The sequence below is a fragment of the Ruegeria sp. CDSC068 genome (assembly GCF_059610545.1).
In genome coordinates this window covers 425,911-448,144 of the sequence record NZ_JBXWNV010000001.1, presented here as the reverse complement: position 1 = coordinate 448,144, position 22,234 = coordinate 425,911, and the positions used below count along the sequence as shown (strand labels likewise).

Here is a 22,234-nt window from a genome sequence, read left to right as displayed (position 1 = left end):
AAAGACGGCTACGGCGGCTATGTGAAGGTATGACAGACATTCCCATTATCCTTCTGGCCGCCGGGCAATCCCGCCGCATGGCTGGCACGGACAAGCTGATGCAAAGCGTCGATGGCATGCCACTGCTACGGCGATCCGCACAAACAGCGTTGCAGGTAGGCCCGGTGATCGTTGCGCTTCCGCCTGCTCCGCATCCTCGCCAGGACGCCTTGAAAGGTATGGATGTTGTTGCAGTTGAAATACCCGACGCTGATGAGGGCATGAACGCCAGTTTGCGCGGTGCTCTTGCGCATGTGCCCGCCGATGCCGAGGCTGTCATGGTTTTACTGGCAGATTTGCCGGAAATCACAGTTGGTGACCTGAAGCTGGTCGCAGAGTCTGTCCAAGAATATCCAAATTGCTTGATCTGGCGTGGGGCGACGGCCACAGGAAAGCCCGGCCATCCGGTTGTGTTTGCTCGTCCGCTGTTCAAAGAGCTCAGGCAACTTACAGGCGATGAGGGCGCGCAGTCCGTTGTGCAGGCGCATAAGAATGCAGTGCATCTTCAACCACTACCCGGTCAAAACGCCCTGTTGGATCTGGACACTCCCGAGGATTGGGCACGCTGGCGGGCCGGGAAGGCCACATAACCGGCCTGCCAAAATAGAAACGGCCCAGTCGATACCGACCAGGCCGCTTGCCCAAAACAGGACTACCACTTTTCACCAATCCTGAAAACGCTGCCAAAAATGCCTATGGCACCCTGGCTATTCCGCCGCTGAACCTAAACAAGACCCCCTCGTTAACATGCCGCTCAGCGTTTCCAGTGACTGTGACAAGCCGTTGGCACCCCCTAGTGCCTTCGGCTCCCCCTTCGCTTGGGCAAGTTCATCGTCACCCAAACGGTGCGCCCAAACAATGTAAAATTGGAAAGAACGGTTAACTTTTGGCGTCTCGGAATGGTTTTTGCGCAACATCCCGCCGAAGCGAGATCTACCTATAGACGATCAATCAACTGCACATCTTAGGTCACATCGGACGTTATGCATATTCTTTATTGAGCATATATACACCTTATCGGGACCATACGCTTTTGATCTGTTCAGGTCGTAGAAACGCGCCACAACCAAGAGATGAGCGATTTTCCGCCAAGGCCTTCCAGTGACCCTTTGTTACCAAAACTGAATCAATTCAGGATTATTCAGGATTTGACTTTCAAATTGGCAACAATGGCTGATTCGCGACTAGCGATTCGCTACGCTTCCCTGCGGACCGTCGATATACAACGACCTGTTTGTGGCTAAATTAAGATATCTTAATCCTGAGCACAGGAAACTCACAGACTGATGCCTCATCTCCTCGGTTAACGCGCGCCTGCAATCGCGCGATATAAACAGGAGACTAAAATGAGCATCCGTAAATCCTCACTGCTTTTGCCACGCGCTACTGGCTTGGTTGGCGCATCCGCCCTTGGTGCAGCGCTGCTGGCCACGACTGCCCTGCCCTCGCTGGCCGACGAAGCCCTGGCCGATCTGGTCGAAGGCGTGTCGCCGTCGGTGGTGACCATCATCGCTGAACAGGACATCGTACCCGTACAAGCGCCGGGACAAGGCCAGAATTTTGATTTAGAAGACCACCCCTTTGGTGAGTTCTTCAAGCGCTTCGGCGCGCCTGAGGGCTTTCAGGCACCGCAGCGTGGACCATCGCAAGGCTTGGGATCGGGGTTTGTACTCGACGAAGCCGGGTACATCATCACCAACCACCATGTTGTCGACAATGCCTCGACCGTGACCGTCCGTCTGAGCGACGATCGTAGTTTCGAGGCCGAGATCGTGGGCACCGACCCGCTGACCGATATCGCCGTTCTGAAGATCGACGCTGGCGAAGCGTTGCAGGCCGTCGAGATCGGTGACAGCGACGTTATCCGCGTGGGTGAAGATGTCGTGGCGATCGGCAATCCGTTTGGCCTGCATTCGACCGTGACCACGGGCATCGTTTCGGCCAAGGGCCGCAACATCTCGGCCGGACCTTACGCTGAATTCATTCAAACCGATGCAGCCATCAACAAAGGCAATTCGGGCGGTCCGCTGTTCAACATGGAAGGCGAAGTGATTGGCGTTAACTCGGCCATTTACTCTCCTACCGGCGGTTCGGTTGGTCTTGGCTTCGCCGTGACCTCGAACATCGTTGAACATATCGCGGCCGATCTGCGCGATGACGGCCAGGTCAGCCGCGGCTGGCTGGGTGTTTCGATCCAGAATGTCAGCCCCGAGATCGCAGCAGCGATGGGTATCGACGCCTCAACCGGCGCGCTGGTGTCGGATGTCGTCGCAGGCAGCCCGGCCGAGGGCGTGTTGGAACAGGGCGACGTTATCCTGACCTTCAACGACGAAGCCGTCGACTCCAGCAGTGAATTGCCGATCCTTGTGGGCACAACCAAAGTTGGTACCGACAGTGTCATGACCGTTCTGCGCGATGGCAAGGAACAGCAGATTGAACTGACAATCGGTCAGCATCAAAGCGCCTCGGCTGAGATCGACAAATCCGTGGACGAAGGTATCTCGGGCACTGCATTGGGCGTGACCGTCGCACCGCTGACCGACAGCAACCGTGCTCAGATGGGCGTTGCTGAGAATGTCGACGGCGTGGTCGTCACTGATCTGAAGCCAGACAGCCCTGCTGCCAAGGCCGGCCTGCTACGCGGCGACGTGATCGTGAAACTGGGCAGCCAGGAAACCGCATCACCTGACGCGCTAAAAGCCGCGCTGGACAGCGAAAAGACGGACCCTGCACTGGTGCTGATCAACCGAGGCGGAAACCAGATCTTCGTGGCGGTGGAAATCGCCTGACCCGAAGTCCGCGTACGCCATTTGATGGGGATTTCTGGCGTGCGCCTCCCTGGCGGATTGAATTGTCCGCATTCCGCCGGGACTGCCGGGTGCGCTGCAACGCACCCGGCACGTAATTTAAGCAAATCATGTGCTTTGCCGGATTTCTGTGTTTAAATCCCGCTAGAAAGGAACGCAAAATATGAGCCGTCGCCTGCTGATCGTCGAAGATGACGAGGACACTCGTGAGTTCATCGCCAAGGGCTTTGGCGAGGAAGGTTATGTGGTCGAGCAGGCCGCAGACGGGCGCGAGGGTCTGTACCACGCCACGGATGGTGGGTTTGACGCCATTGTGCTGGACCGGATGCTTCCAGGTCTTGATGGCCTTTCGCTAATCCGATCTTTGCGGGCGGCCGGGGTCAAGACCCCTACCCTGATGCTGACCGCGATGAGTGCGGTTGACGAACGGGTCAAGGGCTTACGTTCGGGTGCGGATGACTATCTGGTCAAACCGTTTTCGTTCCAGGAACTGCATGCCCGGATCGAAGCCCTGTTGCGACGCCCGCAGGAATCCGAGGAAACCGCGACGCTGACCTGCCGCGATCTTGAGATGGATCTGTTGACCCGCAAGGTCACCCGCGACGGGCAAGAGATTTCCCTGACCCCGCGTGAGTTCCAGATCCTTGAATTCTTTCTGCGCCGCAAGAACCGCGTTGTATCGCGCACAATGCTGCTGGAAGGTGTCTGGGATTATCATTTCGACCCGAATACCAACGTGGTCGACGTCCATATATCAAAGCTGCGCCGCCAGCTGGATGAAGGCGACAGGCCGCCATTGATTGAAACGGTTCGAGGTGCGGGTTACATGATATCCGATGGATAACTTGCGACTTTCGTTCAATAATTCCCGTACCCGCCTCGTCCTTGCCAGCATGGTCCTCAGCACGTTGCTGACGGCAATTGTGCTGGGGCTTGTATACTTCACCGCCAATCGCAGTATCGAGGGTGAGACCCGCTCGGTGGTGTCCGCCGAACTGACAGGCCTGGCAGATGAATACGAACGACGCGGTCTGTTCGGGCTGTTGCAAGCCATTGAACGCAGGATTCCAACCGCGTCCGAGCGGGATGCGCTGTATCTTTTGACCGACCGGTTCGGTGTGAAGCTGGCCGGTAACCTCAAGCACTGGCCTGCGGATGTCACGGCAGGCAGCGGTTGGGTCGATCTGGATCTTCGCCGCGCCGATAACGACCAGTTGGTGCCGATCTCGGCTGCCTCAGTTCGCCTGCCCGGCGGCGAACGCCTGCTGGTTGGTCGCGATGCCCTCGCGCGGCAACAATTCGACAGGGCGCTGTTGCGCGCGGTTGGCTTGGCCTTAGCCATTGCACTGGCGCTAAGCCTTCTGACCGGCTGGCTTTTCACCCGGCTGGTGTTCACGCGCCTGTCCGAATTTGCGGGAACGGCGGAAAACATCGTGTCAGGTGATCTGTCCCGCCGCATGCCCTTGCGCGGAACCGGGGATGAGCTGGATCAAGTGGCCGGAACCCTGAACAGTATGTTGGACCGGATTGAGGAACTGATCAGCAATCTGCGCACAACCTCAAATTCAATCGCGCATGACTTGCGATCCCCCCTGTCCCGACTGCGCCAAAGGATCGAGTCGCTGTCTGACCCGTCCAAAAGTGATCTGGACCGCGAGGTCGACGTGGCCCGCGCTACGGCCGAGATCGACCACGTGCTGCGCGTTCTGGGACAGTTGACTGAAATCTCACGCGCCGAGGCCGGTGTCGGGCGGGAACAGTTCGAACCTGTGGACCTGCAGCAACTGATTGGCGACGTCGTCGAACTTTATGATCCTGTTGCGGCCGATCAGGGAATTTCTTTGGAAGTTGTGGGCACCGCTCACACTGTTCAGGGACACCGCCCGCTTCTGTCTCAAGCACTGTCGAATCTTCTGGAAAATGCCATGCGTTATGCCCCGGAAAAGACGGCGATCACGATCACCCTGTCAGAAAGCGGATCCTACACCTGCCTGAGCGTGCGTGACCGGGGCCCTGGTGTCCCTGAAGAGGATTTGCCACGCCTGCAGGTGCCGTTTGTGACGCTCGATCCCGCAAGGACCGAGCGCAACTCAGGCTTGGGTCTGGCGCTAGTGGCAGCGATTTCACACATGCATCAGGGCGCATTCGAGGCCCGCAATTGCGACCCGGGTCTTGAGGCAACAATCAAACTGGCGCGTAAGCCCTAGATTGGCACACCCTTGATCGCCATCATTTTGTTTTTATAACGTTTATCTGCCGTCACATCTGTTCCGAACCAGTCGGGCGGCGTGTATGCCTGTGCCTCGGCCTCTGTGTCGAACTCCACCTCGACCAGCCGCAGCGGCGCGAGGTTTCCCAGAAAGATGTCCAGCTCAAACACCCGACCGTCTGGCATTTTTCCGGTATAGCGTTCTTTCTCAACCCGACGTCCTTCGGTTTCCGGCCAGAAGGTTTCGAATTGCTCGGCCGTGATATTGGCCTCGCGTTCCACCCGCACCAAGGAACCCGCGCCTTTGAGTGTCAAAAAGTACCCGTCATTCTTCTGCCGCAGACGCAGTTCCGTGGAATCGCTCGGTGCAGTCAGATAACCTTGGCGGACGACGGCCTTATCCGCGCCGCTCAGGTCGGGCAGTTCCGCCACCAGAAACTTGCGTTCAATTTCGGTGCTCATCGCTTTAAAACCACTCCGTTTTCCATCTCATCGTACAGCTTTTGGTATGCCAAACTGGCGACGCTGCGCGGGGCGAATTCACTGACCGGCGCACGGTTTTGCCCCATGCGTTCGATATCCGCCGCAAACGGGATTGAGCTGTGCAGGAAACGCTTGCGATAAAGGCTTCGCATCGCATCCATAGTCTCAAGGTGTAGGGTCTTGCGCTGTTGCACCATGGAAAAGAATGCCGTCAGCTTTTTCTTCGACAACTTGTTGGCATCAAAAAACCCGACCAACTGATCGAAAGACCGTTCAGACAGGGTCGTCGGGATGACCGGAACCACAATCTGATCGGCCGCTTTGAAGATGTTTTCCGACAGGGTCGAAAAGTTGGGCGGGCAATCCAGAATGATCACCTCATAATCGCTGCCCGCCGAGATCAGCGCTTTTTTCAGCCGCGACCGCGTGTTCCGCATCCGTGACAGGAAGACGTCAAAATCCCGAAAGGTCATGTTTGCTGGCAGCACGTCCAGCCCCTCGAAGTCACTGGCGCGAATGGACTTGGTGAACCGCGCGACATCCTCAAAGAACCTTGCATCTGTCAGCTTTTTTGACGGTTTGACGCGCAGATAGAACCCGGATGCCCCTTGCGGATCCAGATCGCACAGCAGAACTTTGTGCCCCGCTGCTGCATAGGCACGGGCCAGATTTACCGAGGTCGCGGTTTTACCCACTCCGCCCTTGTTGCTGTAACAGGCAATGATCTTCATTCCTCAGCCCTCCTTTCGATGAAACAAACTGCGGAACAGGTGCCGGATGTCCGGGCTGTCGAAATGCTTGAAACTTGCGATGACACGGTCACGTTCCGCCAATTGGCGCTGATCCAGAACAGAAATCAGCCCGCCCACGGACAAGGCCAACTGCGCATCAGCGCGGCCTTGCATATTGGTGTGCTGTTTCACAAAATTCAGAAGCGCCTCTTGTTGGACTGAGAAATCATTGAACAGGCCTAGATTATCCTGCAGCTTTTTCAATGGCTTGATGATCGTTTTAAATGCTTTTGCGTCGAACAAAGGCGCAAAGAACTCCATTAGATAACGCAGTTTTTTGCAGTCGATCCGCAGATTATGCACAGCTTCGTCAGGCGTGTTTGGCGTAATGCCGCGCGCCAGTTTGCAGGCCTTGCGATATCGCTTCCAGATCAGGGCGCGCGCGTATTCATAGGCAGGCCGATCTGCATTTGGGCCAGGCTGCAGGTTTGTCGGATCAGCGAAAAGCTCGGTCAACTTTTTCATCTGATTGTCATAGCTCTGCGTCCGAAAGCGCCGGGACAGACGGTCAAGTGCTTGGCTGTGCTCCTTTTCGAATTGCGCAAACATGGCCACGGCACCTTCATGAAGGTTCGGCGGTATCAGATTGAAGTAACTGTCTTTTTCCAACAGATAGACGTCCAAATCCCGTACGCGACCAGTGGGTTCCATCAGACCGGAAAACTCGCGCTTTAATGCAGCGGTTTGTTCGGGCGAGAGCACCCCCTTGAACAGGCTGATCACAGATCGCACGCGGCGCAGAGAAACGCGGTAGTCATGCAGAAATTCAGTATCGATATCATCGATCACGCCCACCTCATTCTGGCGCGCGACCGCCAGATAGGTGCGAATGATGTCGGTGGCGACCTCGATTGATGGCTCTTGTTTACTAACGCGGATTTCGGGCTTGGCCTTGTATATGGTCGCGTCGGGAAACAACCAGTCGAACAATGGCTTAGCCTTGCTTTTACCACCCTCCAATTTCGTCAGCTTTTCACAAACAGTCTTATACGCCCGGTCATATCCGCGCATGTGTTGAACAGTAACAACAGTTACCTGCCCCTGATCCGAGGACATCAACATCATCGTGCCACGCACTTGTGTCTTTTGCAGGTCACCCAGAATGGCAAATGATCGGTGCGCGGCTCTGCCCGTCCCGACGCTCATCAACGCGCGCAACTTGGGAAAGCCCGCTAGACCCGCTTTGACGGGTCCGTCTGGCAATTCCTGCACGAACTTGCCCTTACCCTTGCATCGCTGAGTTTCGGCTCTACCGCCGCGCAACAAAAACAATGACCCATCAGTTTGGATCAAAATCTTGACAGATGCCCTAAGGGATTGGTCATGACAATCCAGAATATCAAAATTTCCAGCAGATTCAGCGGCCTCGAACCGCAATGCCAATTCTTTCAAAGATTTTGTAAAACCCGCCTCATCGAATGTGCCCGGGATAACAAAACAGTTTTTGACCCGAGCCATTAAGAGCGTCCCTTTCACCGAGGATCCAGTACGTGATCATGAATTCATATTCCTGCGATCCGATCAACGACTAACTCTGTTGATCAACAGCAATGACCGGAACATCTGGTTTTGCTCGAACAACCGAATGACTCTGTCCGGGCATTTGGCTAAGACGGGGGTATGTCTGATCCTGTTTCATCGATCCGCAATCTCGGCCCGGCTTTTGAGCAATCCTGCGCACGCGCGGGTATTCATTCTGCGCAGGAATTGCGCGATTTGGGGCCGGACGAAGCCTATGCACGGCTATTACAGGCGGGCACCCGGCCGCATTTCATCGGATACTACGTGCTGGTGATGGGATTGCAGGGGCGCCCCTGGAACGACTGCAAGGGCGAGGAAAAGAAGGCGCTGCGCGTAAAGTTCGACGCAATAAAATCCAGCGTTAGTACCGCCCCGGAAACCCAGATGATTTCTGATCTGGATGCAATTGGCATACGCGTTGCACCGAAAGATCTTAAAGAGGTCTGAAACGAAAAAGGCCGCACCCCCAATGGGATACGGCCCTGAACTTCGTCTGACGGCGGATTAGCCGACCAGTTCGATGCCCGAGAAGAAGTATGCGATTTCAACCGCAGCAGTTTCAGGCGCGTCCGAACCGTGGACCGAGTTTTCGCCAACCGATTCAGCGAACTCCGCGCGGATGGTGCCGGGTGCTGCGTCTGCGGGGTTGGTTGCGCCCATGACTTCGCGGTTCTTGGCAATGGCGCCTTCGCCTTCCAGAACCTGAACGATAACCGGCTCGGAGGACATGAATTCGCACAGTTCGTCATAGAACGGACGCTCGGCGTGTACGTCGTAGAACTTGCCAGCCTGAGCTTTGGTCATGTGAATGCGCTTTTGCGCAACGATGCGCAGGCCAGCGTCTTCGAACTTGGCGTTGATCTTGCCAGTCAGGTTGCGACGGGTTGCATCAGGTTTGATGATCGAGAATGTGCGTTCCAGTGCCATATCGGCCTCTCCTTACTATATGGCGCGAGGTACGCGCCGAAATCCATCGCGCGCCGCCTAACACGGTATGTGCCTCATGAAAAGTGGAATGATTGCGCCAGTGGGTCTTGGCGATCAGATTGTGTCCGGCAAGGGCTCTGACGCGTCGATCCGGCGAACGTAAAGCACCGCAAGCAATCCGACAAAGCTGCTGGCGAACATCATGCCCAACACCAGAAAGGGCCCATTTTCAGGGCTAACAAACGCGCCGGTCATCAAGGTCAGAACTGCGCCCAACGCCACGATTAGTGCCCCGGAAAGCCCCGCGGCGCTGCCTGCCAGATTGGGTCTCACGGACATTACCCCGGCCGAGGCGTTGGCATTCGTCAGTCCGTTACCAAACCCCACGCAAATGGCCGAGCCGAAGAATACCCAGACTGAACCCAGACCTGCTGTGAACAACAGCAACCCGCAGAAAGGCCCAATAGAGGCAACGACCCGACCGATCAGGATCATCGTCGTCAGCTTCGTGTGTGCTGCGATACGCCCGGTGATGAAATTGCCCACCATGAAGCCGCCGGTAATAATTCCGATCCCCAGACCCAGCATGGCAGGGCTCAGGTCGAACCAGACCGCGGCGACCAGTGGCGCACCGGTGATAAAGCTGAAGAACCCGCCGATCGAGAATGCCGCGCACAGCGCGTAACCCCAGAACCGACGCGCGCGAAACAGGTGTGGGTATTCCTTTAACTGAGCCGAGAATGTTGCGGATCGGTTCGCATTTGTCTCACCCATGTCCGCCCACAAGAGCACCAGCATCCCCGCCCCCAGGACCGAGTACAAAATGAACCCGGCTCGCCAACCGAACAGCATATCCAGTGCGCCGCCCAGCATTGGGCCAAGCATCGGTGCTAAAGCCATTGCCATCGCAACATAGCCCAGTTTGCTGGCGGCCTCGTTCGGGGCATAGAGATCCCGGATTGAGGCGCTGGACAGCACGGGTCCGGCCACCACCGCTGCTTGAAGCAGACGGAAACCGAGGAATATCCAGATCGACTCGGCCAATACGCAGCCAACGGAGGCCACTGTGAAAAATACCATACAAATCAACAGGATCGGTCTGCGACCATATCGGTCGGACAACGGCCCCATGATCAATTGCAACACGGCGGACACCGCCAGATACCCGGCGACTGACAAGTTAATCAGTCCGTAGTCGACCTGAAAGCCCTCGGCCATCCTCGCAAGCGACGGTAGGAACATGTTCAACGACAGCACCGACAACGCCGTGGCGAAGATCAAAGTGACCAAAGAAGGGGGCGTCTGAGCCGCGCGCATGATGAAAACCGTCGAGTAATGCCAACCGGATCAGCGCTAACACATTGCCTGGATATTGAACATATCAAGCTGCTGGCGGCGGCAAGAAGGCTCTGCTAAGAGCGCGTCATGCTACGGATTCAAGACATAACCTACGCGGTTGAAGGCCGCCCCCTGTTCGATGGGGCCAGTGCGACTATTCCCGACGGCCACAAGGTAGGCCTTGTGGGGCGGAACGGCACGGGGAAGACAACCCTGTTCCGATTGATCCGGGGCGAATTGGCTCTGGAATCAGGCAATATCAATGTCCCGAAGCGGGCCCGGATTGGCGGAGTGGCGCAAGAGGTGCCCTCTTCGGAAGTGTCACTGATCAACACGGTTCTGGCCGCCGATACCGAGCGTAGCGCGTTGATGGCCGAGGCCGACACCGCGACCGATCCCACACGTATCGCCGAAATCCAGACCCGCCTGGTAGATATCGACGCCTGGTCCGCCGAAGCGCGCGCGGCCTCAATCCTCAAAGGTCTTGGGTTTGATGATGACGACCAGTTGCGCCCCTGCTCCGATTTCTCGGGCGGCTGGCGGATGCGCGTGGCGTTGGCGGCGGTGCTGTTTTCTCAGCCCGATCTGCTGCTGCTGGACGAACCGACCAACTATCTGGACCTTGAAGGTGCATTGTGGCTGGAGAGCTATCTTGCGAAGTATCCGCACACTGTCATCATCATCAGTCACGACCGCGGGTTGCTGAACCGCGCGGTGGGGTCGATCCTGCATTTGGAAGACCGCAAGCTGACCTACTACGCGGTTCCTTATGACAAATTCGCCGAACGCCGCGCTGAACGGCTGGCACAGGCGGAATCCGAGAACGTGAAAGCCAAGGCCCGGATCGCCCATCTGCAGAGTTTCGTGGATCGCTTCCGCTACAAGGCATCCAAGGCGGTTCAGGCCCAGTCACGCTTGAAAATGATCGAGCGCATTCAGCTGGTTTCAACCCCTCAAGAGGCCGCTCTGCGCGCATTCTCCTTCCCAGAGCCAGAAGAGCTGTCCCCGCCGATCATTCAGATTGAAGGCGGCGTGACGGGCTATGGTGAAACCGAGGTGCTGCGCCGCTTGAACCTGCGTATTGACCAGGATGACCGGATCGCGCTGCTGGGCAAGAACGGTCAGGGCAAGTCGACCCTGTCCAAGCTGCTGTCCGATCGCCTGCCTTTGATGGCTGGCAAGATGACCCGCAGCAACAAGCTGCGGATTGGTTATTTTGCGCAGCATCAGGTGGATGAGCTTTATGTGGACGAAACGCCGCTGGACCATCTGAGACGCCTGCGCCCGAACGAGGCGCCGGGCAAGTGGCGGTCGCGTCTGGCCGGGTTCGGGCTGAACGCGGATCAGGCTGAAACTAAAGTTGGTCGTCTATCGGGCGGCCAGAAGGCACGCCTGTCGCTGCTGATCGCCACCATCGACGCGCCGCATATGTTGATCCTGGACGAACCGACCAACCACCTGGATATCGAAAGCCGTGAGGCATTGGTCGAGGCGTTGACCGCCTATTCCGGTGCGGTGGTTCTGGTCAGCCACGATATGCACCTATTGTCGCTGGTCGCGGACCATCTGTGGCTGGTCTCGGACGGAACGGTCAAACCCTTAGAGGGAGACCTTGAGACCTATCGCACCATGCTGCTGGGACGCGACAAACCGGCCAAAGAGAAACCGCAAGTGATCAAACCCAAGCGCCCTTCGCGCGAGGCAGTGCTGAACCTGCGGGCGGACCTTCGCAAATGCGAGGACCGGATCGAGAAGCTAACGGATATGCACGATAAATTGTCGGCCAAGCTGGCAGATCCTGCGCTTTACGAGGACGGCAGGAAAAACGATCTTGCAACGTGGAACCGGAAATTTGCCGAAGTGGTCCAAGCCATGCAAAAAGCCGAGGCGCTTTGGGTCGTCGCGGCCGAACGCCTGGAAAAGGCCGAAGCGACATGACGAAACCCGTAATCGAAACGACTGCCATGATCGCAGGCATGCGCCCTGAACTTCAGGACGGGGAATTTGCCTTTGTCGTTTGGCCGCATGACAAAGCCTGGCCCGAAGGGACGCGGGCCAGTTGCATGGAGGCCGAAGGACTGTCCCTTATCGTGCCAATCGACGCAGCACCCGCTGGCGCCATCAGTATGAAGTACATCACCCTGCGGATTCATTCCTCACTAGAAGGCGTTGGCTTGACTGCCGCTGTGTCCGATGCTCTTGCCCAAAGTAGAATTCCGGCAAACATGGTCGCGGGGTATCACCACGACCACGTCTATGTTCCAAGCAATCTGGCGGAAAAAGCTGTGGCCGTTCTGTTAGACCTCCAACAAGGTGCCGGCAAATGATCGACCTCGCCTTTTTCATCACTGCCTTCACCACCCTGTTCGTGGTGATTGACCCCTTTGGCACAGCGCCGATTTTTGTGGCGTTAACTCAGGACATGGACGCCCGCGCCCGTCGCCGGACGGCCTATCGCACCTGTGCCGTGGCCTCTGGCATACTCATTGCCTTTGCCGCCTTTGGCGAAGCTGTGCTGGGCTTTGTCGGTATCTCGATTGAGGCCTTCAAGGTCGCCGGGGGCGCGTTGTTGTTCCTTACAGCATTGGACATGCTGTTCGAACGCCGCACCAAACGCCGTGAAGACCGGGTCGAGGAAGAAGAGGAACACCACGACCCGTCCGTGTTCCCGCTGGCCATTCCGCTGGTCGCCGGTCCCGGATCAATTGCGACGATTATCCTGCTGGCCGGACAGCACCCGGGCATTCTTGGCATTGTCGAGGCCTGTATCGTCATGCTGGCCGTCATGGCTGTGGTTTTGACCTTCTTCCTGTCCGGCGGCTTGATTGCGCGTTTGCTGGGCAAAACCGGCCTGAACGTATTGACGCGGCTGTTGGGGATGCTGCTGGCGGCGTTGTCGGTTCAATTCATCCTGGACGGCCTCAAGGCCTTTGGTTTTGCGTCGTAAAACCCCATATATCTTTCAGAGAATATGGTGAGGAGCGCTATGGACGGCGACAACATTGGACGTTTGGTATATCTGGCCGTGCTTGGTACGGCCGTTGTGGCGTGGTTTGTCGCACAAAACCGCCAGTCTCTGAACAAAACGCTGCAGCAGGCTTTGGCGTGGGTCTTTATCTTTATCGGTGTCATTGCCGTTGTCGGCCTGTGGGAAGACATCCGCACCACTGTTGGCCCTGCCCCGCAAATGACTGTCACCGGCCAGACCATAGAGGTTCCGCGCGCCTCCGACGGGCACTATTATCTGCCCATTGATGTGAACGGAGAACCGATCACCTTTCTGGTGGACACCGGCGCAAGCCAGATTGTCTTAAGCTCGCGGGACGCCGAACGTGTTGGCATTGATCCCGATCAGTTGAATTATTTCGGCCGGGCAAACACGGCCAATGGCGTTGTGCGGACCGCGCCAGTGCGCCTGGACACGCTGGCATTGGGGCCAATCACGGACCAGAATATCTCGGCCTGGGTAAACGAAGGGGAATTGGACAAATCCTTGCTGGGTATGGATTACCTGCATCGGTTCTCGAATATCCAGTTTGCCAATGGCCGCCTGCTTTTGTCTCGCTAAGGCATCCATTGCCGCAATTCCACAATTGAGAACAAACTAAGAACATGCTAGCCTGACAGCATGTCTACACATCTTCTTGGCCGCAAACCCGCACGTGAGGTGCCGGGGATAGATCTTCATCCGCAGATCAGACTGCAACTGGCCCGCGTACACGAGGCCTGCGGCCCCGCCCGGCGCAGCTTTGCCATGTGGCTGGCGGGACAGATGCAGGGGCCGGTGCTGTGGATCGCGCCCGCATGGGAGCCCGGCCAGCTTAACCCCGATGGCATGATGGCCTTTGCCGATCCCGCCCGGTTCATCTTTGTGCGCCCGACCCGGTCCGAAGACCTGCTGTGGTGCGTAGAAGAGGCCCTGCGCAGCGCGGCCATGCCTTTGGTTGTCGGTGATCTGCCGGGCGCGCCGGGGCTGACGCCAGTGCGGCGCATGCATCTGGCCGCAGAACAGGGTGGTGCGATGGGGCGGGCTCCGCTTGGGGTGCTGCTGACCCCCGGTGACGGTGGTGCACAGGGGGTGGAGACGCGCTGGCACATGGCCGCAAACCATCAGGGGGAGGCCCGGCGCTGGACCCTGACCCGCCGCCGCGCCCGCGCCCTGCCCCCGGTCAGCTGGCATGCCACGCAGACCAAACCGCGCGCCGGTCTGCACCTGCAACAGATCGCCACAGAAGACACACCCGTGTGATCACGCGCCCCTCACGGGGTTTGTGACTGGCCAAAGCACAGGCCGAGCCCTAGCGTTTCAGGATGAGCCACGCGATCCACGATAGCCGATACTCCTGGCTGCGACTTGCGATCACTTTGATCATCGCAACCGTGGCCAATGTGGGAATGTGGGCCGTCATCGTTGTGATGCCCGCCATCGAAACCCAATTCAACGCCGGACGCGCCGAGGCCGCGATGCCTTACACATTGGCCATGATCGGGTTCGCCCTTGGCAATTTTTGGATGGGGCAATTGGTGGATCGGCTAGGCGTGACCAAAGCCCTGATCGGGGCCGCAATCCTCAGCGCGACCAGCTATCTGCTGGCGACACTGGCGCCCAATATTGTGATGTTGTCGGTCGCACATCTTCTGTTGGGCCTCGGGGCATCCATCGGCTTTGGACCATTGATCGCCGACATCTCGCACTGGTTCATGAAACGGCGCGGGATTGCTGTGGGTCTGGTGGCAAGCGGAAACTACCTGTCTGGGGCTATCTGGCCGACATTGCTGTCCGGCATACTCGCGCGCGACGGCTGGCAGCAGGTCTACCTGACGCTGGCCGTCATAACGCTGCTGGTCGTGATCCCCCTGTCTCTACTGTTGCGCCGACAGGTCCCGGCCGAGGCGCACAGCACCGCCGCGTCGGCCGCACAAATCAAGGCGCGCACCGTTGGCATTTCCCCCCGGGCACTTCAATACATCCTCGGTCTGGCCGGTATTTCGTGCTGCGTCGCGATGTCGATGCCTCAGGTGCATATCGTGTCCTACTGCGTCGGGCTGGGTTACGGACCCACAGTCGGCGCCGAGATGTTGTCCCTAATGCTGTTCGGAGGTGTGATCAGCCGAGTCATATCAGGCATGGTCGCTGATCAACTTGGCGGCGTCCTGACGGTTCTGATCGGCTCGGTTCTGCAATGCCTCGCACTGTTCCTGTTCTTGCCTTATGACGGGATGGTCTCACTCTACCTGATCAGCTTGCTTTTTGGCCTGTCACAAGGCGGCATCGTTCCCGGTTATGCCCTTGTTGTGCGCGAATATATGCCCCCGCGAGAGGCCGGCGCGCGCGTGGGGTTTGTCATGATGATGACGATCATGGGCATGGCGCTGGGGGGATGGATGTCCGGCTGGATTTACGACGTTACCGGCAATTACCAACTGGCTTTCGTAAACGGCATTCTATGGAACGGCCTGAACATCGGAATTCTGCTGTTTCTGCTCAGCCGCTCGCGCGCCCACAGACAAGAGGTTTTGGCATGAGATCATTGACGCGGCGCTTTCTGATTGCGGGTCTGGCGAGCCTTCCGTTGGCACGGCCAACTCATGCTGCGTTGGTCCAATATGAATTGTCTCGAGCCGGGACGTCCGTCGGATTTTCCTTCATGCTCTCGGGGGTTGCGCAGTCAGGCACGATGCCGATCCAATCAGCAGATATTCGAGTCGACACGGATCAGTTGCAAAATAGCCGTGTCACTGTCGTGCTGAATGTAGCCGCGGCGCGCACCCGCTTGCCTTTTGCCCGCGGCCCGATGCTAAGCAAAAGCGTGCTAAACGCGCAGGAATTTCCGAGTATTACGTTCAAATCCACCCGAATACAGCTTGGCCCTACAGGCCGCATTTCCGAGGGCGCAACCATCACCGGAGACCTGACGGTACGCGGGGTCATACGCCCGGTGACCCTGCAAGCCAATCTGTACCGCGAACCCGGAACCGAGGCTGATGACCTGAACGCATTGTCAATTCGACTGTCGGGCGCGTTGAACCGCCACGAATTCGGCGCCTCTGGCTATCCCGATCTGGTCGCCGATACCGTGTCTTTGAACATCCGGGCCGAGTTGACCCGCAAGGCCTGACACCCAAAGGACAAAAAACGACGCGCAGAGGTCGAATTATCACGCGCAACGCTCGCTGATGGGGTAATGCTGGGCGCACTATGCGCACGATCATTTCTTTTGCCGCCCTGTTTCTTTCTGTCATTCTTCTGCAGCTCTCGACGGGCGGCGTTGGTCCTTTGGATGCGATCTCGGGCATCACGCTTGAGTTCACGACCGGACAAATCGGTATGTTGGGTTCGGCCCATTTTGTTGGCTTCTTCATTGGCTGCTGGTGGTCCCCCCGCCTGATGGGCAGTGTCGGACATTCGCGCGCTTTTGCGGTCTGCACGGCCTTGGGTGCAATGGGTCTTATTGGGCATACGTTGACCGAAAACCCGTACATCTGGGCAGCCCTTCGGGTCGCATCCGGAACCTGTGTCGCCGGGGCCTATACGGTGATCGAGGCATGGCTGAACGCCAAAGTCACAAACGAAACGCGCGGCCGCGCCATGGGGACATATCGCATCGCGGATATGGGCGCGTCTTTGTGCGCGCAGTTGATCATCGCGGTTCTTCCGCCTGCGTCTTACGTGTCGTACAACTTGCTGGCTATTTTGTGTTGTGCATCCCTGTTGCCGCTGACGTTGACACGGGCCAGTCAGCCAAAAACACCCGACGCCCCTCGGTTGAGACCCAAATTGGCCTGGCGCAGTTCGCCTCTGGCCGTTGCAGGGGTAATCGTCGCTGCGCTCAGCTCTGCATCCTTCCGAATGGTCGGCCCAGTTTACGGTCAGGAAGTTGGGTTGGACGTGGACCAAATCGCATTCTTCCTGGCATCATTCGTATTGGGTGGTGCACTGGCGCAGTACCCGGTTGGCTGGCTGGCCGACAAATATGACAGGCGTTGGGTGCTTATCTGGCTGTCCGTTGCTGCGGTCGTCAGCAGCGGTGTCACAATGGCGGCCAGCGGAACGGGGACGGCAGGCGTCATGCTGGCCGCTGTTTTCTTTGGCCTGACAACCTTCCCGATCTTCTCGGTTTCTTCCGCTCATGCAAACGATTTTGCAACGGCAGAAGAACGGGTAGAGCTATCCGCGGCACTGATGTTCTGGTTCGCTTTGGGTGCGATAGCCTCACCCTATATCTCATCAACATTGATTCAGCAGTTCGGACCCGGAGCCCTGTTTGCATTTGTGGCTGTCGGCCATGTTTTCCTGATCATCTTTGGCCTGGCCCGAATGCGCTCACGCCCGACGCCCGAAGAGCGGACCAACTATGTCTACGCGCCACGCACGTCGTTTACGATTGGTCGTTTGCTGAAACGGTCGCGTGAAAAGCAATAAAAAAAGGGCCGGGAAAACCCCGGCCCCTTTCGATTAGTGCTCTGTCCGCGATCCTTCTTCGATCACGCCGCCTTCTTCGGCAGATTCAACCGTCGATTCAAGCGCACCGTTGACGACATCCCCGACACCGTTTTCCATCGACAGGCCCAGCTCTTCACCCAGCTTCTTGAGCGCCGGCATCTGCACGGCCATACCCATAATCGAGTCCAGAGCCTGATTAACGACCGGCTTGTCACCGCTCGATGCACTGCCGCCATTGGTGCCACCGATACCGCCAACCTGATGGATCTTGATCGAGTCGATCTTCTCAGCTGGTTTAACCATCTCCGCGATGATCGACGGCATGGTTTCGATCCGCGCCAAATCAACCTTCATGCGGATCTGATCAACTGACAGTACGTTATCTGCTTCGACGATCGCACGCTTACCTTCGGCTTCGGCCAGCATGTCGTTTTTCTTGGCCTCAGCCCGAATGTTCAGAGCGTCCGCTTCGGCCTGCGCCTCTTCACGGCGGGCTTCGGCGCGGTCAGCAGCGGCCTCTTTGTCAGCTTGCGCAGCCAGTCGGATCGCGGTTGCCTGACGCTCGGCCTCACGTGTGGCTTCGATCAGTGCGATCTGCTTGATACGCTCGGCCTCGGCCACCTTCTGCGCGGTCGCCACGGCTTCGGTCGCTTTGGTTGCCTCGGCACGGGCAAGATCGGCAGATGCACGAGCGCGGCTTTCCTCTTCGGATTTCTGCGCGATGATGATCTGGCGCTCTTGCTCGGCGACTTCCAGTTCACGCTCTTTCGAGATCTCGGCTTCGCGGATTTTACGCTCACGCTCGATGTCTGCCGCGCGAATGGCTTCTTCACGGCCGATCCGTGCCCGTTCGGTTTCACGTACCGAGTCTTCGGTCCGGGCTGCAACCTCGGCCTCTTGCGCCACGCGCAGCGTTTCGATCTGCTGCGTTTGCTCGATGCGCGCCTGCTCTTCGTCCTTTTCGATCAACAGCTTCTGACGCTGAGCTTCCATAGCGGCACGGCGCACCTCGACCTCGGCATCCGCATCAATCTGCGCGCGCTCTTTCTTTGAGGTCGCAATGACCTCGGCCAGCTTGCGCATACCCACAGCGTTAAAGGCGTTGTTTTCGTCCAGAGCCTCAAACGGCGTCTGGTCCAACGCGGTCAACGAAACGGATTCCAAGGACAAGCCGTTCTTCAACAGATCCTCGGAGACCGCATTCTGCACTTCCTGCACAAAGTCAGCGCGGTTTTCGTGCAGACCGTCCATCGTCATCTGGGCCGCAACAGCGCGTAGACCGTCGATCAATTTGCCTTCGATCATTTCCCGTAGCTGTTCGACGTCGAATGTACGGTCGCCAAGGGTTTGCGCAGCACGTGCGATGCCCTCTTCTGTCGCCATGACAGAAACGTAGAACTCGACGCCCACGTCCACGCGCATCCGGTCCTTAGTGATCAGAGCGGCCTCACCGCTGCGCTGAACTTCAAGGCGCAGGGTTTTCATGTTGACGGGGCTGACTTCGTGCAGCAACGGCACGACGATGACGCCACCATCCATGATGACTTTCTTACCGCCAGCACCGGTTTTCACCAGGCTGATCTCTCGGGTCGCGCGGCGGTAAAGACGGCCAAGCACAAGGCCGATAAACAAAACTACTGCCAGAATGGTCACAACTGTGACGGCTAGGAATGTAAGTTCCATGCAAAATCCTCCGTGATGGGGTTAGAAATTTTTGGTTATTCAGACATGCCGACCAGAACGAACCGGTCGCGCCGTCGGTCGCGCAGCACAAGCACATCGGTGCCCTGCTCAAGCGTGTCTTTGTCCTGCAACGGCTCGGCGCGCAGGTAGTGGGTATTGCCAAACCGATCCATGACGCGCACCTCGGCGGGGCGTCCGCGCGAAGCGGTACCTTGGGTGATCACGCCACGGCGACGGGCAAGCAGGCGTTCCGACATCGCCTCGGTCTCGGTCTTGGGCAGCAGACGAGCAAAGATGCCGCCAAAGCCACGTGCAAACCACAGGCCAAAGGCACCGGCGGGAATCGCAGCCATCCAAGGCGGAAGGTCAAAGCCCAGCAGGTCGCGCAGCGTCAGTTGCAGGCCCATACCGGACAAACCGAAGCCTGCCAGCAGAACCACCAACCAGATCATGAACGGCACTTTGCCGATCCCCAGCCACGCCAAAGGTCCCGCAGAGACCGCGCCTGGCGCGTCTGCCTCGATCTCGGCCAATTCGAAATCGCCCAGATCCATGTCGGCATCAATATCCAGACCGAAATCACCGACATCCAGATCGGGGGCATCCACAACATCCAAATCGACATCGCCCTCGCCCGCCATAAGGCTTCCACCCAGGACCAATGCGATCAGTTCCAGCACAAGCAGGCCGAACAGAAGCGCAAGCGCCAAAGTGAAGGGTACAAATGCACCCTCAAGCAGAAAGTCGAACATCAGTTGTTTGCCCTCGTTATTGTATACTGTGGTATACATTACAGATGGGAAGTCATTGCGGAAATTCAAGAGTTTGTGATTCTAATTTACAACTCTGAGGTATTGCATGCGGTGAATACGGTGCAATCCAAGGCTGCAACTCAGGCCGATTTTCCCGGCGACCCGTGCCTAAAATGACGTCCGAACCAAAGCCGGGGTTTTGCTGGCCGGTTACATAATGTAGACGGGCGCGCAGACAGTTACGCGGAAACGGAACATGGCTCGGATTCTCATCACCTCAGCGATCCCTTACATCAACGGGATCAAGCACCTCGGTAACCTGATCGGCTCGCAATTGCCGGCTGATCTGTACGCACGCTACCTGCGTGGCCGGGGGAACGAGGTCATGTTCCTGTGCGCCACGGACGAACACGGCACACCTGCCGAGCTGGCCGCAGCGAAAGCGGGCAAGCCGGTGGCTGAATACTGCGCAGATATGTATGAGGTTCAGGCCGACATCGCCAAGCGTTTTGGTATGAGCTTTGATCATTTTGGCCGCTCGTCCAGCGAGCAGAACAAGACGCTGACCCAGCATTTTGCCGGGAAGCTGGACGATGCAGGGCTGATCCGCGAAGTCAGCGAAAAACAGGTCTATTCCAACGCCGATGGCCGCTTTCTTCCTGACCGCTACATTGAAGGTACCTGCCCCAATTGCGGTTATGAACGTGCGCGGGGCGACCAGTGTGAAAACTGCACCAAGCAGTTGGATCCGACCGACCTGATCGAGCCGCGCTCGGCCATATCCGGATCGACCGATCTGGAGGTGCGCGAGACCAAACACTTGTACCTGCGGCAATCGGCGATGAAAGATCAGCTGGACGCGTGGATCGACAGCAAGAAAGATTGGCCGATCCTGACCACCTCGATTGCCAAGAAGTGGCTGCATGACGGTGACGGCCTGCAAGACCGCGGCATCACCCGCGATCTGGACTGGGGTGTACCGGTCAAGAAGGGCGATCAGGACTGGCCCGGCATGGAGGGCAAAGTCTTTTACGTCTGGTTCGACGCGCCGATCGAATACATCGCCTGCGCCAAGGAATGGGCGGATGCCAACGGCAGGACCGACGCCGACTGGGAGCGCTGGTGGCGCACCGACAAAGGTGCGGATGATGTCCGCTATGTCCAGTTCATGGGCAAAGACAACGTGCCCTTCCACACCCTTTCCTTCCCGGCGACGATTTTGGGCACCAACACATACAACGAAGATTCTGGATCATCCGAACGCTGGAAGCTTGTCGACTATATCAAGTCGTTCAACTACCTGAACTACGATGGTGGTCAGTTCTCGACCAGCCAGGGCCGTGGCGTGTTCATGGATCAGGCGCTGGAAATCCTGCCGGCCGACTACTGGCGCTGGTGGCTGCTGAGCCATGCACCAGAAAGCAGCGACAGCGAATTCACGTGGGAGAACTTCCAGCAGTCGGTGAACAAGGACCTCGCGGATGTTCTGGGTAATTTTGTCAGCCGCATTACAAAGTTTTGCCGATCTAAGCTTGGTGAGGCAGTTCCTGAAGGCGGTGCTTATGGCGACCGCGAACACGCGCTGATTGATGAGCTGTCCAAACGCGTCCGAGCCTATGAAGCGCATATGGAGGCGATGGAGGTTCGCAAATCCGCGCAGGAACTGCGTGCGATCTGGGTTGCAGGAAATGAATACCTGCAGGCCGCCGCACCATGGTCGACCTTCAAGGAAGACCCTGAACAGGCCGCCGCTCAGGTACGTCTGGGCCTGAATCTGATCCGCCTCTACGCCGTACTCAGCGCACCGTTCATCCCTGAAGCCTCGGCCAAGATGCTAAGCGCAATGAACACTTTGGACACCAGTTGGCCCGACGATGTTGCGGCCGCGCTGGACGCCCTGCCCGCCGGTCACGCGTTCACGGTGCCGGACGTTCTGTTCGCCAAGATCACGGACGAACAACGCGAAGACTGGCAATCCAGGTTCGCGGGGCAGCGCGACTGAGATTTTGGATCACAACACCATAGTTACGGAGGCCATTTGGCCTCCGTTTTCATTTGAAATGGGGCAAAAACCGGGTTTGGGCGCCAAAACTCCATAGGATCTTGGCGTAAGTCCGCTTGAAACCGGAATAATTTCCGGGCGCACCACCCGGCTGACGCATTCAAGAAGCTTGAGATAAAGTTCCAAAACGGCCATCCTGCCAAGAAATCAGCACGACTCGTCGAGGCAACAGAGCCGC

General features: G+C 57.7%; 21 protein-coding genes. 14 read left to right on the top strand and 7 right to left on the bottom strand.

Annotated elements, in window-relative coordinates; genetic code table 11:
- Positions 1–29 precede the first annotated feature (29 nt).
- The 4 genes from AC2FID_RS02100 (at position 30) to AC2FID_RS02085 (ending at position 5,053) form a co-directional block, all read left to right on the top strand.
- Positions 30–629 (top strand): nucleotidyltransferase family protein, encoded by a 600-nt coding sequence (locus tag AC2FID_RS02100; protein ID WP_496835177.1) that lies wholly within the window; start codon positions 30–32, stop codon positions 627–629.
- A gap of 756 nt (positions 630–1,385) precedes the next feature.
- Entirely contained in the window at positions 1,386–2,828 is a 1,443-nt protein-coding gene (locus tag AC2FID_RS02095; protein WP_282168459.1) for a Do family serine endopeptidase, read from the top strand.
- A gap of 181 nt (positions 2,829–3,009) precedes the next feature.
- On the top strand, positions 3,010–3,690 hold the full coding sequence (locus AC2FID_RS02090) for a response regulator transcription factor (protein WP_058273791.1): 681 nt from the start codon (positions 3,010–3,012) through the stop codon (positions 3,688–3,690).
- The gene (locus AC2FID_RS02085; RefSeq protein ID WP_496835175.1) at positions 3,683–5,053 is read left to right on the top strand and encodes a sensor histidine kinase; all 1,371 of its coding nucleotides are present in this window, start codon (positions 3,683–3,685) and stop codon (positions 5,051–5,053) included. Before AC2FID_RS02090 ends, AC2FID_RS02085 begins: the two co-directional genes overlap by 8 nt.
- Here the strand turns inward: AC2FID_RS02085 and AC2FID_RS02080 are convergent.
- From AC2FID_RS02080 to AC2FID_RS02070, 3 genes are read right to left on the bottom strand one after another with little or no spacing between them, the layout of a single operon-like run.
- On the bottom strand, positions 5,050–5,517 hold the full coding sequence (locus tag AC2FID_RS02080) for a CYTH domain-containing protein (protein WP_496835173.1): 468 nt from the start codon (positions 5,515–5,517) through the stop codon (positions 5,050–5,052). The genes AC2FID_RS02085 and AC2FID_RS02080 overlap by 4 nt on opposite strands.
- Positions 5,514–6,269 carry a ParA family protein gene (locus tag AC2FID_RS02075; RefSeq protein WP_496835171.1) on the bottom strand — a complete coding sequence of 252 codons (756 nt, stop codon included), beginning with the start codon at positions 6,267–6,269 and terminating at the stop codon, positions 5,514–5,516. The genes AC2FID_RS02080 and AC2FID_RS02075 overlap by 4 nt, the downstream gene beginning before the upstream one ends.
- A gap of 3 nt (positions 6,270–6,272) precedes the next feature.
- A complete protein-coding gene (locus tag AC2FID_RS02070) occupies positions 6,273–7,787 on the bottom strand; it encodes a CHAD domain-containing protein (RefSeq protein WP_496835170.1) in 1,515 nt (504 codons plus the stop codon).
- A gap of 162 nt (positions 7,788–7,949) precedes the next feature.
- Here AC2FID_RS02070 and AC2FID_RS02065 point away from each other — a divergent pair, with 162 nt between their 5' ends.
- Positions 7,950–8,297 carry a TfoX/Sxy family protein gene (locus tag AC2FID_RS02065; RefSeq protein WP_108858818.1) on the top strand — a complete coding sequence of 116 codons (348 nt, stop codon included), beginning with the start codon at positions 7,950–7,952 and terminating at the stop codon, positions 8,295–8,297.
- Positions 8,298–8,354: 57 nt separating this feature from the next.
- Here the strand turns inward: AC2FID_RS02065 and ndk are convergent, their stop codons facing one another.
- The gene (ndk, locus tag AC2FID_RS02060) at positions 8,355–8,777 is read right to left on the bottom strand and encodes a nucleoside-diphosphate kinase (protein WP_058273797.1); all 423 of its coding nucleotides are present in this window, start codon (positions 8,775–8,777) and stop codon (positions 8,355–8,357) included.
- Between the two features lie 114 nt (positions 8,778–8,891).
- Positions 8,892–10,094, bottom strand: coding sequence for a multidrug effflux MFS transporter (locus AC2FID_RS02055; protein ID WP_496835132.1), 1,203 nt, complete (start codon positions 10,092–10,094; stop codon positions 8,892–8,894).
- A gap of 108 nt (positions 10,095–10,202) precedes the next feature.
- Between AC2FID_RS02055 and AC2FID_RS02050 the strand changes: the two genes are divergently transcribed.
- From AC2FID_RS02050 to AC2FID_RS02015, 8 genes are all read left to right on the top strand, one after another.
- Complete coding sequence (locus AC2FID_RS02050) at positions 10,203–12,053, top strand: ABC-F family ATP-binding cassette domain-containing protein (RefSeq protein WP_496835167.1); 1,851 nt, start codon at positions 10,203–10,205, stop codon at positions 12,051–12,053.
- Complete coding sequence (locus AC2FID_RS02045; RefSeq protein ID WP_282151031.1) at positions 12,050–12,442, top strand: ACT domain-containing protein; 393 nt, start codon at positions 12,050–12,052, stop codon at positions 12,440–12,442. The genes AC2FID_RS02050 and AC2FID_RS02045 overlap by 4 nt, the downstream gene beginning before the upstream one ends.
- Positions 12,439–13,062 (top strand): MarC family protein, encoded by a 624-nt coding sequence (locus AC2FID_RS02040; protein ID WP_113788965.1) that lies wholly within the window; start codon positions 12,439–12,441, stop codon positions 13,060–13,062. The genes AC2FID_RS02045 and AC2FID_RS02040 overlap by 4 nt, the downstream gene beginning before the upstream one ends.
- Before the next feature lie 39 nt (positions 13,063–13,101).
- Positions 13,102–13,683 carry a retropepsin-like aspartic protease family protein gene (locus tag AC2FID_RS02035; protein ID WP_058273802.1) on the top strand — a complete coding sequence of 194 codons (582 nt, stop codon included), beginning with the start codon at positions 13,102–13,104 and terminating at the stop codon, positions 13,681–13,683.
- A gap of 60 nt (positions 13,684–13,743) precedes the next feature.
- A complete protein-coding gene (locus AC2FID_RS02030) occupies positions 13,744–14,364 on the top strand; it encodes an ImuA family protein (RefSeq protein WP_496753760.1) in 621 nt (206 codons plus the stop codon).
- 62 nt (positions 14,365–14,426) lie between these two features.
- Entirely contained in the window at positions 14,427–15,641 is a 1,215-nt protein-coding gene (locus tag AC2FID_RS02025) for an MFS transporter (RefSeq protein ID WP_496835164.1), read from the top strand.
- Complete coding sequence (locus tag AC2FID_RS02020; protein ID WP_496835162.1) at positions 15,638–16,234, top strand: YceI family protein; 597 nt, start codon at positions 15,638–15,640, stop codon at positions 16,232–16,234. The genes AC2FID_RS02025 and AC2FID_RS02020 overlap by 4 nt, the downstream gene beginning before the upstream one ends.
- An 80-nt stretch (positions 16,235–16,314) precedes the next feature.
- Positions 16,315–17,538 carry an MFS transporter gene (locus AC2FID_RS02015; RefSeq protein WP_496835160.1) on the top strand — a complete coding sequence of 408 codons (1,224 nt, stop codon included), beginning with the start codon at positions 16,315–16,317 and terminating at the stop codon, positions 17,536–17,538.
- 33 nt (positions 17,539–17,571) lie between these two features.
- Here AC2FID_RS02015 and AC2FID_RS02010 read toward each other — a convergent pair whose 3' ends face one another.
- Together AC2FID_RS02010 and AC2FID_RS02005 are read right to left on the bottom strand one after the other, a co-directional pair.
- Positions 17,572–19,242 carry a flotillin family protein gene (locus AC2FID_RS02010; protein ID WP_496835158.1) on the bottom strand — a complete coding sequence of 557 codons (1,671 nt, stop codon included), beginning with the start codon at positions 19,240–19,242 and terminating at the stop codon, positions 17,572–17,574.
- Between the two features lie 35 nt (positions 19,243–19,277).
- Positions 19,278–19,994, bottom strand: a complete 717-nt coding sequence (locus AC2FID_RS02005; RefSeq protein ID WP_109312190.1) for an OB-fold-containig protein — start codon at positions 19,992–19,994, stop codon at positions 19,278–19,280.
- 256 nt (positions 19,995–20,250) lie between these two features.
- Between AC2FID_RS02005 and metG the strand changes: the two genes are divergently transcribed.
- Positions 20,251–21,996: a methionine--tRNA ligase gene (gene metG, locus AC2FID_RS02000; RefSeq protein WP_496835156.1), complete on the top strand. Its 1,746-nt coding sequence runs from the start codon at positions 20,251–20,253 to the stop codon at positions 21,994–21,996.
- Positions 21,997–22,234 lie beyond the last annotated feature (238 nt).